12 protein-coding genes are annotated in these 14,513 nt (G+C 44.7%); 2 read left to right on the top strand and 10 right to left on the bottom strand.

Features of this window, described 5'->3' with window-relative positions; translation table 11 throughout:
• Window positions 1–21 precede the first annotated feature (21 nt).
• Window positions 22–699, top strand: coding sequence for a YiiX family permuted papain-like enzyme (locus B4Z90_RS05160; protein WP_070569578.1), 678 nt, complete (start codon window positions 22–24; stop codon window positions 697–699).
• An 18-nt stretch (window positions 700–717) separates the two neighbouring features.
• Here the strand turns inward: B4Z90_RS05160 and B4Z90_RS05155 are convergent, their stop codons facing one another.
• Genes B4Z90_RS05155 through B4Z90_RS05125 form a run of 7 tightly spaced genes read right to left on the bottom strand, consistent with a single transcriptional unit; the run spans window position 718 to window position 9,169 of the window.
• Window positions 718–1,689, bottom strand: a complete 972-nt coding sequence (locus tag B4Z90_RS05155) for a Gfo/Idh/MocA family protein (protein WP_236560163.1) — start codon at window positions 1,687–1,689, stop codon at window positions 718–720.
• A complete protein-coding gene (locus B4Z90_RS05150) occupies window positions 1,682–2,893 on the bottom strand; it encodes a M20 metallopeptidase family protein (RefSeq protein WP_070569572.1) in 1,212 nt (403 codons plus the stop codon). Before B4Z90_RS05150 ends, B4Z90_RS05155 begins: the two co-directional genes overlap by 8 nt.
• Before the next feature lie 40 nt (window positions 2,894–2,933).
• Window positions 2,934–4,499 carry an SLC5 family protein gene (locus B4Z90_RS05145; RefSeq protein ID WP_115048034.1) on the bottom strand — a complete coding sequence of 522 codons (1,566 nt, stop codon included), beginning with the start codon at window positions 4,497–4,499 and terminating at the stop codon, window positions 2,934–2,936.
• The gene (locus B4Z90_RS05140; RefSeq protein ID WP_115048032.1) at window positions 4,480–5,871 is read right to left on the bottom strand and encodes a hypothetical protein; all 1,392 of its coding nucleotides are present in this window, start codon (window positions 5,869–5,871) and stop codon (window positions 4,480–4,482) included. Before B4Z90_RS05140 ends, B4Z90_RS05145 begins: the two co-directional genes overlap by 20 nt.
• A gap of 3 nt (window positions 5,872–5,874) precedes the next feature.
• Window positions 5,875–6,642, bottom strand: coding sequence for an SDR family NAD(P)-dependent oxidoreductase (locus B4Z90_RS05135; protein ID WP_236560162.1), 768 nt, complete (start codon window positions 6,640–6,642; stop codon window positions 5,875–5,877).
• A 16-nt stretch (window positions 6,643–6,658) separates the two neighbouring features.
• Entirely contained in the window at window positions 6,659–7,837 is a 1,179-nt protein-coding gene (gene dgoD / locus B4Z90_RS05130) for a galactonate dehydratase (RefSeq protein ID WP_046675767.1), read from the bottom strand.
• A gap of 9 nt (window positions 7,838–7,846) precedes the next feature.
• Window positions 7,847–9,169 (bottom strand): aspartate aminotransferase family protein, encoded by a 1,323-nt coding sequence (locus B4Z90_RS05125; protein ID WP_046675766.1) that lies wholly within the window; start codon window positions 9,167–9,169, stop codon window positions 7,847–7,849.
• A 160-nt stretch (window positions 9,170–9,329) separates the two neighbouring features.
• Between B4Z90_RS05125 and B4Z90_RS05120 the strand changes: the two genes are divergently transcribed.
• Complete coding sequence (locus tag B4Z90_RS05120) at window positions 9,330–10,127, top strand: SMP-30/gluconolactonase/LRE family protein (RefSeq protein ID WP_286801562.1); 798 nt, start codon at window positions 9,330–9,332, stop codon at window positions 10,125–10,127.
• 32 nt (window positions 10,128–10,159) lie between these two features.
• Here the strand turns inward: B4Z90_RS05120 and B4Z90_RS05115 are convergent, their stop codons facing one another.
• The 3 genes from B4Z90_RS05115 to B4Z90_RS05105 all read right to left on the bottom strand — a co-directional run bounded on the left by B4Z90_RS05115 (window position 10,160) and on the right by B4Z90_RS05105 (window position 14,510).
• Window positions 10,160–10,798, bottom strand: coding sequence for a GntR family transcriptional regulator (locus B4Z90_RS05115; RefSeq protein ID WP_286801560.1), 639 nt, complete (start codon window positions 10,796–10,798; stop codon window positions 10,160–10,162).
• A gap of 66 nt (window positions 10,799–10,864) precedes the next feature.
• Window positions 10,865–13,513 (bottom strand): hypothetical protein, encoded by a 2,649-nt coding sequence (locus B4Z90_RS05110; protein ID WP_286801559.1) that lies wholly within the window; start codon window positions 13,511–13,513, stop codon window positions 10,865–10,867.
• Window positions 13,514–13,517: 4 nt separating this feature from the next.
• Window positions 13,518–14,510, bottom strand: coding sequence for a DUF4466 family protein (locus B4Z90_RS05105; RefSeq protein WP_286754374.1), 993 nt, complete (start codon window positions 14,508–14,510; stop codon window positions 13,518–13,520).
• Between the last annotated feature and the right edge of the window lie 3 nt (window positions 14,511–14,513).

The following is a 14,513-nucleotide window of genomic DNA, read 5'->3' as shown; positions in this document are numbered from 1 at the left end:
CAATAAGTCATCAATAAAACAATGAAAAAGACATTTATATACCTGCTATCGCTGATTAGCTTGATGTTAGTCACACTGATCTTTGCTGAGCCAATACATGCTCAACCAAAAAAAGTGGCCCCCAAACACGCAAAAGATAATGCGAAATTGCCCCCACTCAAAGATGGTGATATGATCTTTCAGTCTTCCATTTCACCGCAATGTAAAGCGATCCAATTAGCGACGCGTTCTCCGTATTCCCATTGTGGGATTATTTTTTATGAGAACGGTAATCCTTATGTACTGGAAGCCGTACAGCCCGTAACTGTAACTAAGTTAGAACACTGGATTGCGCGAGGGGAAAAGCAGCATTACGCGGTCAAGCGCCTCAAAAATGCAGATCAGGTACTGACCAATTCGACGCTGGCCAAAATGAAATCAATCGGCAAAAATTTTCTCGGAAAAAATTACGATGCTACATTCGAATGGTCGGACGATAAAATATATTGTTCGGAATTGATCTGGAAAATATACCAACGTGGAGCAGGCATCGAAGTTGGGAAGCTGGAAAAGCTGAAAGATTTTGACCTAAGCAGCCCCGAAGTAAAAACCAAATTGAAAGAGCGTTACGGCAACAGCGTCCCGCTAAATGAAACGGTCATATCACCAGCTTCGATTTTTAATAGTGCGTTATTGATCACGATTGCGAATACGTATTAAGCATACCTACATAGTTTTTTATTTTTGAAGCAGAACCGTCTTGCCGCCGTTTAATTTACTTTCTTCGGCGGCGTCTATAAATGCGCATATTGCCAGGGTTTCCTTTTCGTCAACCGGACTTACACCCGTTTCGAAAAATGGAAGGATCTTATCCAACAAGGGACCGTATCCCATAAATTGCCCCAAATGGACAATCTGATCTTTCAAAAAAACCGTTCCACCAAAATCATCCTTCCCCTCACGAATGCCCCGAAGTGAGGCAATTCTTCCATCCGCCCAGTTCCCAACATAAAACGAGGTACCCTGTTCCTGAACAGTCTTTACCGAAAGACACCCCGATCCCATCAACGCAAATAACATTTCAACGCCATGAATGCCGTACCAATATAAATCCTTATGTGAAGGTTCCGTTACTGCCGGACAATAGACATCTGCTCCGATAACCTTAGTCCTATCCACTTCCTGAAGACCGGTAATATAACGCAAGGAGCTTGACGAAAAAATAGGGCAACCATACTTTCTTGCAGCTTCAAAAATTTTGAAAGCGTCCGCATAGGAATTCGCTATTGGTTTGTCAATAAATAAAGGTTTCTTTGCTTTAATCACTTGAAGTGCCTGTTCCAAATGGAGATTTCCATCATTTGTCTCCAAAAGTACATAATCTACTTTCTTCAATAGTTCGGCAATACTTGATACGATCGAAACCCCGAGCTGTTGCACTTCCGCTGTAATTTTCGGAATACGCTCGATACTTAAAGGGATCGTTTTGCTTCCATAGGGGTAAGCCGCAGTAACCCTGAATTTTCCATAGGGATGATTGCTGGCAGCCGTATTAATCGCTCTTGTAAAAGCAACAGCGTGCGTAATATCCAGTCCAATGATCCCTATTTTTTTTACCTTCTCTTGCCTCGAGGACAGCTTGTTATTCGCATTAACGGCATAGGATAGTCCAAATGCAAAAGAGGACATCAAGAATTTCTTTCTATTCATTTGATTCATTCAAAAGAGAAATAGCTGCATTGACCAAAACAGCCATGGATGTTTCGAAAGCCTTTTCATCCAGATTGAACTGTGGATTGTGAAGACCATATTGCGTGGTGGAATCGTCGTTATTTGTCCCAATCAACATGAACAACGCCGGATAACGATAAGAATAATAAGCAAAATCCTCGGCCGCCATCCAGATTTCGAGATCTTGTGGCACACTATTCCCCATCGTTTCCGCAATAATTGTTTTGACTTTTTGCGTTAATGCGGGATCGTTATAAAGTGCGGGGTAACCATGCCGTACTTCAACTTCCACCTTTGCACCCAGCGATACGGGAAGCGTTGCCGCTATTTCAGCAACCATTTCCAGCGCCTCCTTGCGCCATACCTCATCCATGGTACGAAATGTTCCGGCTAATTTGACTTCCTCGGGAATAACATTGGCAGCACCATCCCCAATGAAACGACCAAAGGTCAATACAGACGGCACATCGGGGTTGGCTTTCCGGCTGACAACTTGCTGTAAGGTGGTGAGTAACTGCGCGCCGATCATAATGGGATCAACAGCCCGATGTGGCTCCGCAGCGTGGCCACCACGTCCCTTAATGGTGAAATAGAACTCGTCGCTCGAGGCCATAAATCGTCCCGAACGTAAACCGACTTTTCCTACAGAAACACGGGGACTTACATGTAACCCCAGCACAGCTTTAATCGTTCCACCAAAAGATTCCAGAATCCCGGATTCCAAAACCTGAATCGCTCCGCCCGGAATCTTTTCCTCAGCAGGCTGAAATAGTAGTATAATTTTACCAGAAAACTCCGTTTTATAATCATTTAATATGGACGCCGCCCCCAAGAGATTAGCCGTATGAAAATCATGGCCACAAGCATGCATGACACCGCTATTCCTCGATTTATAGTCCACATCATTTTGCTCATGTATCGGCAAAGCATCAATATCAGCCCGTAATACCACAATATCATCGCTCGCCGATTTTTGTCCGGTCAGTACAGCCACAACACCTGTCTGAGCGACAAGCTCGAATGGTATACCCAGTTCGCGAAGTTGTTGCTGAATATAGGCACTTGTCTCGTATTCTTGAAAAGACAATTCAGGATGCTGATGGATATGTCGGCGCATTGCAACGATTTTTGGAAAAACAGTCGCTATCTTGGCATTTAATTCTTTCAATATTGGGTCGATCATCTGGATAAGTTTTAAGAGTATAACAGGTCAACAAGTTAAGCTAAAAATAACGTACATAAAAATAAAGCACCAACACCGTTATAATAATCCACCATAAGGTCGGATTTCGAAAACCACGGTAAGCGGCTTTATCCTGATCCGGTACCTGAAAAGAATCGCCCGTCAACACCAGATTTTTTAATCTTGCTTCGGCGACCGCTGGTGTCAACAAACTGACCACAGCACAAGCAAGCATACAAGTCCAGAATACAATGCCTGTTCTATTAAAAAACGGCATTTCAGGTAAGGTGTATTCCAAAAGTAAAGAAAGGGGAATTGTCAGTAAACCTGCTGTTAAAGCACCCTGCGATGTGGTTCTTTTCCAAAATACCCCCATTAAAAACATTGTTGCGATGCCTGGCGTGAAAAGACCATACAGATTCATCAAATAAAGGAAAACCGGCTTATCCGAATAACTGATCAGTACAACCGCACTCATGATCCCGAGTACGATAATAGCAACGCCGGCGCGCTTACCAAAACGGACCGCTTCGCAGTCGCTTGCATTTTTATTAATATACTGGCTATAGATATCCACGGTCAGAATTGTTGTACAGGAATTGATCGCTCCTGAAATGTGGGACATGATCGCCGAAATTAATCCGGCCATCACCAACCCTACCAGACCTTTGGGCAGTAAGGTTTCCACGAGTGTTGCAAACAGCAAATCGGGCTGATCGAGATGAGGTAGGAATTTTGGAGCCACCAATGCCGGAATAGTAATAATCAATGGAACCAAAAATTTAAGATAGTCACCAAAGATAACTCCCATACGCCCATGCCATTCATTTTTTGCCGCTAATACGCGCTGCACAATAAACTGGTTTGTCGCACAATAAAACACACTGATACACAATAATCCGCCTAAGTACATGGTCCAGGGAAAATCAGGATCAGAAGCAGGATAAAACATTTTCCAATCTTTCGATGAGTCTATGACCGACTGAAATCCCCCTGCTGCATCAATGGTGGCAAAAGTTAGTACAATTCCCCCCAACACCAGAATGACGAGCTGCACCATCTCTGTCCATATCACCGCTTTTAGCCCACCTAATACGGTATATAAACCGGTCAGAATTGCCATTCCAAAAATGCTGTATAAAATAGGAATGCCGAATAAAGCGTGCAGCGACAGACCGCCCAAATAAAGAACTGCCCCAATCTCCACAAACACATAAGTAAACAAGATCAAAATTGCATAAAGTACACGGGTAGCGTTGCCGTATCTCTTTTCGAGGTATTCAGGTATCGTATAGAAACCGTTGCGGATATAAAAGGGAAGAAATATCCACAATAATGCATTAAAACCGATTAGGATCGCGCCCCACTCCAGGGTAATGGCTACAAAACCACGACTATAAGCGGCGCCCATAGCGCCAACGAGATGATGACTGCTGATATTTGCTGCGATGATACTACCCCCGATCATCCACCAGGGCAGCTTATCGCCCGCAAGAAAATAGTCCCGCTTCGAGGCGGAGTTTTTTTTCGAAGCGTATAAGCCCAATACCACTATACCAATAATATACACGGCAAAAATAATGACGTCAATCCAATCGAGTTTCATCGGTCAATAATGTTTGAATTCCTAATTTAGTTTGTTCAATAAGTATTTCAAGACCGCCGCTGGCATAGGGGCTTTGCCACACGGCATAAATATCCTTATCATAAAGCTCTTTCGGTGCAAGGTACCCCACATACCCATTCGCGATATTGATAAAAACGATCGTATGATCTGGAAATTCGGCTCTTACTTCGATTTGATAACAGGAATAAGCTTCGTTGGCCTGCGCCACCAACACAGCATCTCCCATTTTCCAGATCCACACCGGAATAACAGCATCCTCTTGATCGCCGATGGATTTGCGGGTATTATATTTTCGCCAAAGGCGATCTTTCATAACACGGTCCGTACAGCCTTCGTATTCACTCAAAATTGCTTCGGGACTCGGTAGCTTTTTGTAAGGTACTTTGATCGATAATACCCTTTGCTTAAAATCGGTTGAAGCGCGCTGTTCCCGAAATCCCCAACAGGCCAGTGGCGCCCCCGAGATCAAAGATTCCTTAAAAACCCAGTTTTTATGACTACGCTGTTCCTGGGCCAGCGTCGCGAGCACCGCATAGCCCAACTGCTTCCCGTTGGCTTCAACCAGTGCCGGATCTTTTACATACTGTCTCCGCGGAGCCAAATCACCGGATGCACCCTGTAAAAAAAGACAAGGCACGGATAAAGAGCGCTCTACTGTATTCCGCATCTCGCCAACAAAATCGGGCGAGAGCAAATCATTCTCGTGGGCAAAGCTGGTTGGGTGGCAGGCATAATTACAAATAACTGCTTTTAAGCTTTCAGTTTCATCATACAACCGCCCGACCAACAAGGTTGTATCCGCTTCTTTCAATGGATTGTAGCCAATCAGATAATGATCATCGACTTTCAGATCGCGGTTGCTGGCCAAATCGCATACACCATAATTCCAGGTTAGGCTGCCGTTAAACAGCCCACTTAGTGCCGTTTCGATGCAATATATCGCCTGTTGTTTGAGGAATTCAAGGTAGGGCGAAATCAGTTCACCTCCAGGTTGGGCTGCATCTGTCGAACAGATGCTTGGCCCGGCATGGGTATGCGACAGCGCAAAAATCAGCTGCGATTCAGCCAGATTAAAATGACTGAGCAGTGCTAATCGCAAATTTTGTTCATCAGCTGCATTTTTCCACCAGCCCAAATCGGCGGTTAGCAGAATTGCGGGCAAGCCATCGCAGGATTGCATAGCTAAACAATGCATCAACAGAGGTTGGTGAACAGCGGTTGCCTGGTCAAATGCAGCTGCACCCCAATTACGGGAATAGATGCCGACCGGTGGAGTAATATCACACTGGCTAAGTCCAAATCGTGCGTACAAGCTACCGGTCGTTTCTTTCAAGAGGTCTTTCTGTTTCATACATTAGGGTCTAATCAAGGACAGTCCACCATCCATCACAATTGCGGTACCAGTCATATGTTTACAATTGTCCGAACAGATCCAAAGTACCTGTTTTGCAACCTCTTCAGCTTCTATAATCTGACCAAGTGGCACCACAGCCTTTGCTTTCATTTGAAGTTCGGCATTTGATGACCAGACCACTTTGCTCAAGCCCGCATTGACATAGCCTGGTGCAATCTCGTTGACACGAATTCCGTATGCTGCATATTCAAGGGCCATGGCCTGGCAAAGCATACGCAGGCCAGCCTTAGAGACACTATATGCCGGTAAATTTTGATGTACGGCGTGTGCCGCCCAGCTGCCCATAAAAACGATCGAACCTGTGATCTCATTCTCCACAAATGACTTTGCACAGGCATTCGCCAAGAAGAATGAACCGTCGAGATTAACGGCCATTTCATTCTTCCATTCCGCATTGCTTAACGTGCTGAAATCTTTAATCGCAACGCATGCGGCATTCGCGATACAGATGGAAATTGCCCCCAGCTCCTGTCTTATCCGTGTCACCCAGGCGTCCACCTGCCCGGCATCCGCTACATCGACCTGATCATAAAATAGACGCGCTCCAGGGGCATCCAACAAGGGCCATCGCTCGCTAGCCACCTGTGGTTCAAACCGATCCGAGATGCATACAATGGCCTGCTGGGTCAAAAATGCTTCAGCCATAGCCCTTCCGATATCGCCAAGTCCCCCACTGATCAAGACGACCTTATTCTTATATTCCTCCATTATCGCTATTTTTAGACTACCAATCCCCTACACTACCGTCTTTATAGAAGGTTCGCTGCAATATTTCCTGTTGAAAAGGGTGTTTCTTTACCTCTTCTTCATTGATTTCAATACCCAAACCGGCGCGCTTATTCGGAAGGACAATCCGCCCTTTCTCTTGAACCGTAAACCCTTCGGTAACGACGTCCTGACGCCATTCGACGTCCTTATGCACACTTTCACAAATAATATAAGATGGTGTTGCAAATCCCAGCTCAATGGAAGCAGCCGTACTCACGGGGCCCTGTGGATTATGTGGTGCCATAGATACACGGTAAGCATCGGCCAAAGCTCCAATTTTACGCGCTTCAGTCAGACCGCCACAATGTGTAATATCAGGCTGTATAACACTTACGGCGCGCTTTTCGAGCATATCCCGAAAGGCATGCACTCCGATCAAACGTTCGCCTGAAGCAATAGGTGTCGTCACCGCCCGTTGAATCAAAGCAATATCTTCCATGGTCTCTGGCCAGCATGGCTCTTCAAAGAAATACAGGCCATAGGGCTCCAAGGCTTTCGCAAATTGCATCCCCATACGTGGGCTTGGCCGCGCGTGGCAATCCACCATAATATCAATATCGTCGCCGACAGCATCACGCATGGCCTTCACACAAGCTTCAGCATATTTAATGGGACGAAGACCTTCCAACGACATCGTCTCTGGAACAGCCATCGATTTAAAAGCAGTAAAACCCTCATCAACAGCTTTTAGCGCCAGATCCCCAAATCGCTTGGCATCGTCCGGAGCAGTCTCATAAAAATCCTCCATGCGACCTCCACCTAAATGACAATACAAACGGATATAGTCACGTACACGACCTCCCCACAGCTCATGACAAGGGACATTGTGAATTTTACCTAAGATATCCCATAAGGCGATATCGATACCACTGATGGCCGTACCGCGAACGATACCGTTTCCATGCCAGAAATGTTGTCTATACATCATCTGCCACAGGTATTCAATACGACGCGGATCTTCGCCGATCAACAATTGAGAAATATCCTTGATAGCTCCGACCACACTTTGCGTATGCCATTCCAATGTGGCTTCGCCCCATCCCCAAAGCCCGGGCTGGTCGGTCATAATTTTGACAAAAATCCAATTTCGCATGCGCGCATGGCATACAAAGGTTTCAATAGCGGTTATTTTCATAGTTAGGGTTTACAAACTTTTTATTACGCGTTCAGTTGCCTCCAACGTTCTGTCGATATCATCCTCCGTATGCGCAAAGGAGATACTTCCTTGTTTAATTGGTGCCGGGAAATTGAAAATCCCCTCTTTTATGAGCTTTTTTCGATATTGGGTATCCAGCTCAAAATTGTGGTTATCCAAAATATCATGAAAATTGACTGGCGCATGGTCCATAAAATATGTACAGAAGGCAGATCCTTGGCGTGCGACATAAAACGGTACGCCTAATTTAGGAAATATTTCCTTATATCCTTGCTCCAAACGCGCACCAAGCGCCTCTACGTGCTCATAAACGCGGTGCTCAGCGCTTCCTAATTTTTTCAAAGTCGCAATCGCCGCCGCCGTCGTTAGCGGAAAAGCATTAAAGGTACCGGCAATCATAACGCGCTTCGACTTATCAGGATCCACAAAGTAATCCATATATTTTTTCTTCCCTGCAATAACCCCCAATGGGTAGCCGTTTGCAACCGCCTTTCCGAAGGTTGAAAGATCGGGCTGAATACCACAGATGGACTGATAGCCACCCAGCGCATGTCTGAATCCGGTTTTCACTTCATCAAAGATCAACAGAAATCCATGCGCGTCGGCCATGTTGCGTAAGCCTTCCAAATAACCTTCCTTTGGCTTCACAATCCCGATATTCTGAAGAATCGGTTCCAACAGAATACAGGCAACATCATATTTTTGAACCACATACAGCACACTTTCCAAATCGTTGTAGTTGACAATGTGTACCAAATCGCTGTGATTTTTAGGAACGCCAGCACTCAATGAATCGAATGGATATTCCCCCGGACTTTGATATGAACCCACATCTGCCCGTTGACTGATCACATTGCAGGCCACATCGTTATGCCAACCATTGTAGCCCCCCTGCATAACAATCACATGATCACGACCTGTTACTGCACGGGCAATACGGATCGCATGGTAAGTCGCTTCCGATCCTGTCGTTGTAATCTGAACACTCTCCACCGAAGGAACGGACTGACAAAAAAGCTCCGCAAACTCTCCTTCGAGTAAGGTTGGCCCAGCCCCCATCAATACCTGCTGTTCCTGCAAGGTCTGTAACACTGCAGCGTTCACGTCAGGATCATTATGCCCCAGAAAGGATGCTGCAAATCCAGCTTGATAATCTATGTAGCTGTTCCCGTCAATATCTTCGACCAAACTACCATTCCCTTTGACGAAGCAGATATTCGGATCTGACTTCCGATTTAAGGACACCACTCCACCCGGTATCCATCTTGCATTCTCCCGCAGTATCGCGGCTGATTTTTCATTTTCTTGCATGCCTATTAAAAGTTTTGCTATTTGTTATTGTTATAATTGGACGATCACCGCCACACATGTTGCAGTCATCAATAAGTTGTATTTAAATACACCTTATTTTATGTATACCAAATTACAATATTTTTGTATACATTTAAAATAAATTTTAAAATTTTTAAAAATGAATATTCTCATTGAAGGACTTCTTTTTCCAGAAGGCCCCGCTTTCGACCGGGAGGGTGGTATATGGCTTGTGGAGAAAGAAGCAGGAAACTTAGTTTATTACAAAAACAACCAGCATGGCAGGATAGCCGTGGGCGGACATCCCAACGGCATTGCAATCGATAAGAAAGGAGTGATTTGGTTTTGCGACGCACAACAAAACAGCATCCGTTGCTATGATCCCTTCGACAAAACCTGTACGACAATAGTCACGGAAATCGCAGGAAAGCCATTAAAAATGCCCAACGACTTATGTTTTGATACCGAAGGAAACCTATTATTCTCCTGCCCGGGAAATGACCTGGAAGATGGTACAGGCTACATCTGCTGTCTACATAAACATGGTGCGCTTACGAAGATCCACACAGGCCTTTTTTACCCAAACGGATTAGCCTTTGCAGCAGACAACTGCACACTTTTTGTCGCTGAAACGGGTACAAAATGGATCTGGAAAATGCACTGGAACAGCTTGACACAACAGGTGGAGAACATCGAAAAATTCATCGAAACAGGTGGTCTTATTGGCCCAGATGGAATTGCCTTCGATCAGGATAACCAGCTTTATGCCGCTATCTATGGATCGCAACATATCCTATCCATTGATACCAAAAACAAGACGACCGAGAAAATACCTACGCCGGGAAAGAATCCGACAAATTGTGCTTTAGACCCAAAAGGCATTCAGGGACTTATGATTACAGAAGCTGAAAAAGGGCAATTGTTGCAGTGGGACAGCACAAAAAAGGGTCTATTGTAAACAATAGACCCCCTATAAAAATCCAAAAAATATTAAACCAATTCCAAGGCTTCTTGCTCGCCCCGATCCAAATGATGGACCAAAGTGGTATAAGCTTTATTCCAGTCATCCGCTTTCAGCGCATCAACAATAGCGCGATGCTCCTTCTCCGTATCCAGGTAATCTTCCATCTGCCCCATAATAGCCCCGAGCTTCATATGAAATAAGGGAATGTTACTGTTCTTGTAAATAGAAATCAACCTTGAATTGCAAGTTCCCTCAATAATCCGCTCATGAAAACGAACATCCGCCTCGCAAGCACCACCATAATATCCCTTGCTGACCATCTCAGAAAAATCGTTACAGATCAGTTCCAAATCTTCGATAAGCTCTTTACTTTTCTTTGAAAACAGAATCTTTAATGCACCTATTTCCAACAACTCACGCAGCTCACGAATATCCTTCACATCTTCGACTGTCATTTTTTTCACAAAGCAGCCGCCTTTTTCACCAAACTCCACCAGACTCTCGCCTGCTAACCGCATAAAAGCCTCACGAACAGCCACTCGACTCACCGTCATCTTATCCGCCCAAGCACTCTCCACCAATCTTGCCCCTCCAGCCAGCTGACTGGACAAAATTTTCTTACGTACTTCTAAATAAACTTTATAGGCAAGCGAATCCTCTTTCATATTGTATACAATTTTATGCAAAAATAAGAATACAAAATCATTAAAAAAATTTAAACAATGTATTCTTTAATTATTCTTTCCTTCTTGGGCACCATACTGTCTCCCCGGCGATAAATAAATAGTTTCGGCTTTAGATTTCCAACTGGTTGTATGATTCCCTTTCAGGACATTTATATTAAAGCTACTATTTTTTAATGAACTTTTCATATTCCAGAATCCATCTTTCAAACCAACCACAACAACCTCATACGACTGATCTCCCGGCACCGCAAATTCAATGGCTTCATTAAGATATTGATTTGGTTTGGCCACCACCAGTAAACGATCAGCTACTCTTATGAGGTAATAGTTCGCTTTTTCCTCAGCATACACCTGTAATTTTGATGAGCCACTCTCCGTCATCTGAAAAACCGAAGCATAACTCGCTTGATCACTTTCCTGTTTGGGCGAAACCATAATCCGTGTTCCCCTAGCCTCAGGCCAAGGAGACTTGACCTGATAAAGATCACCAAAAACAAAAGCAGTCGAATCACCCGAATACAATTTCACCGCACAGTCTTTTAACTGTGGCTTCAGCAGATCAACATAGGTAGAACCGGCTGCGTTTTTAAATTTACTGGTCAGTACAAAACCTGTTTCACTTTGTAAAGGCTTTTCAAGCGTATTGATCTGCCAGTAGGGTTCGAATTTCTGATTGTTTGTCTTAAGCTCATCCAATAGGACAATGACAGCAGGCACATCCTTCCGCTTCAAATTCAAAAACAGGAAACTTTTTGCATAGGATTTTACTTTAGCAGCATATGCGGCCGTTAGATCCATATTGAAATAGCTATAGCTCGGCTGAACGGGATCCTTACCAAATGCCGACGCCCTGACCTCTCCGGTATGGTACCAAGAGTCACTCAACACCTCCTCAACCGTGCGTGGAAAACGCTGGCTAAACCGAGTCCCACCATCGTTTGTTTTCGTCCTAAATAACAGCGGCTCAGCAGGATCACGCACCAAAAGCATACTATGCGCAACCGATCGCTTATTAAAGTTAAAATCATAAGGGGAGCCATAGGAAAGATACAAACCAAGATCACCAACCTGAATACCATGATGATAAATCTGTAATGCCCCTGCATCGGCATGCTGATGATTGCCGAAATGATAACCGCCACCTTTAATTTCTGCAACCACGTCGGAACTTCCGTTCTCTTCGCTCCAGCCTGACCGGGCAACCATAGACCCTAAGATGGGTCCAAAATCCTTCGTCAACGGCATTTTCTCACGGTCAAAATCCGGCTTCAATTTTGGATCATCCAAGAGGAGGAACAAGATTGGATTGTCGGGCAAACCGCCCTGCTTGACAAACTCGGCCTTGATTACCGGATTGCCTGAATAGGCGTAACAAAGCAACATGGTCTGCGGATTTTTCCAATAAAAATCGGCACTGCTGTTGTACTTTACATTAAACATATCCCCGTCGCGTAACATTTTTCCGTCAGGCGTGCGCATATACAGCCAGTAATACGGCATATTCTTGATGTTATCGTCAAAAACCGGATAGCCAAGCATGCGATAATACAACCAGGCTCCGTGCATTTCCCACCCAAAACGATAGCCACCGTAATCAACACCTTGATTATGGCGCGGAGACTGATACTCAAACTTGCGCATAGGCACCAACTCTTCCAATATCGAATATGAAGTATATTTGTAAGGTACAGGATCCTCATCATATAAAGCAATACTCATTGCCAGCAGATCGCGCGACACCTGCGCCTCATTCCCATGCCCATTGATAATACTTTCGATACCAAAAAAGGGAGGCCAGCCAATTTCCATATCTTGCGCCAGACGCATCATATTTTTATGCAGGTTGGCCTTAACGCGTACATCCAATAAGGAGTAGCACCAGTCGTACACCAGTGCACCCGTATAAATTGCACGTCCCAGCTCGCGTGTAATATCACCATAGGATACATTCCCGAACTCCAACATCGTCAAGTACTGATCCGCCAGTCTGACCGCCTCTTGACCTATTTTTTCGTCACCGGACATGAGGTAATAAAACGCTTTTGATTCAATAGCACGCTCGAGCTTTTCATCGTAAAACATTTCCTTATTCGGATCAAAAATAAATTGAACAGGTTGCTGCGCAAGTGTTTTCACTTTTCCCCAAGCTTCCAGATGCTCCGCCTCTTCCAGCCGCCCTTTAACAAGCGGCAAAGATTCTTTATTAACCCATAATCTGGGATGACCTGCAGGTGGAACAATCTTTGGTTTATAATTTTCCGCTGCAGCTGGTGCAACTGGAGGCACAAAGGCATTGATCGAAACAGCTTTAATTTTAAAATTAGCTGGCAATTGCATGCCGACCGTCTGCTTCCCTTTCCCAAAATAAAATTTACCAAGATCTTGCTTCGCACCTTTAAAGCTGTCGAATACGATCCGTTTGGTCGATCGTGCAGCGCGAACATCAATCATCGCATACAGCGTCATCATACCTGTTTTATCCGCAGCCTTAATTTTATCCAAATCGGTAACCTCACCTTCTGAAACCAAGGTATAGACACCAGGGGTCGGAACGTCTACCTGCACCTGCAACCTCTGCCCATTTCCCTTTATCGAAGTAATCTTTGCCTGCTGCCCATAGGACACTCCAAGGATCGCCATAAAAGCGACCCCTAGCATAGTACCTTTAACTTTAAGCCATATCCTTGCACCCATATCCTTATTTTACTTGCAACCTTTTTACACTGATCTTCATTTCTTTCGTGGTATTATTTACGCTATTGACAAATACATAAGCATTGTATTTACCATCTGCCGTTTGCAGCCATAGTCCTGATTCAGCTTTTAAATTAATGGCAAAATCCGGCGCATCGATAAACGATTTGTCTTTCAAATCCACATCGTCCACAAATACACTGTATTGCAATCGTGCCAATTGTTGATCGCGCACGGTCCAAGCCTTCACGATCTTCGTTTTATTTGTCAGCCCGACAGGTAAGGTGAAGCTCGGCAAATAACTGGCATCCGTCGTGGGAGCAACCAATGAATGTGCATAAGTCACCGTTGGCAATGGCCGGTACAAATAGATCAAATCAATTTTATCCGGGTTTGCTGCAGCTTCCGTTGCTGTATACCATTTTAGATCTGCTACAGAAAAAAAGCAGGCTGCCCCATCTTTCCCGATCAAATCTAAGGCCATATCCATATTACGAATCGCATACGCTTCGGTCTTCAACGCAATTTCCTGCCCATTACTGGACCTCGCCCTGAATGTAAACGTAACCGATTTGCCTTTTGCTGCTGCCGGTATTTTGTAGCTATAACGCAGCGTTGAAGCCGAGGTGTCTTTTGTAAATTTCACCTCCGTGCTATTCCCATTTACTGTCGCGGGGTCGCCAACGACCACACCTACATCTGCCCCCGTACTACTGGTGTAGTACGATTTGTTTTCAAGCACAGTACCCTCATCACCCGCAATGCTAGCTTCCACAGCTATCGATGTGAGCTTCCCCTGATCTGGTAATATCGCCGCCGCATAAGCAAAGTCTATGGTAGCACCAACCACATTTGGCCCTAAAGAGCGCTTAATGATATCGTTTTGCAAACCATCTTTTGCTTTTGGAATTTCATAAGCTTCTTCTTTACAAGAACCTAACAGCAAGAGCCCAAATCCAATGGACAGTAGCCCTATTTTTAAATAATTTGTTTTCATCAG

Origin of the sequence: Sphingobacterium sp. UBA5639, assembly GCF_002421245.1 — a bacterium.
GTDB classification, from domain to species: domain Bacteria; phylum Bacteroidota; class Bacteroidia; order Sphingobacteriales; family Sphingobacteriaceae; genus Sphingobacterium; species Sphingobacterium multivorum.
The sequence above is the reverse complement of the archived record's forward strand: the minus strand, read 5'-3'. Positions and strand labels throughout refer to the sequence as shown.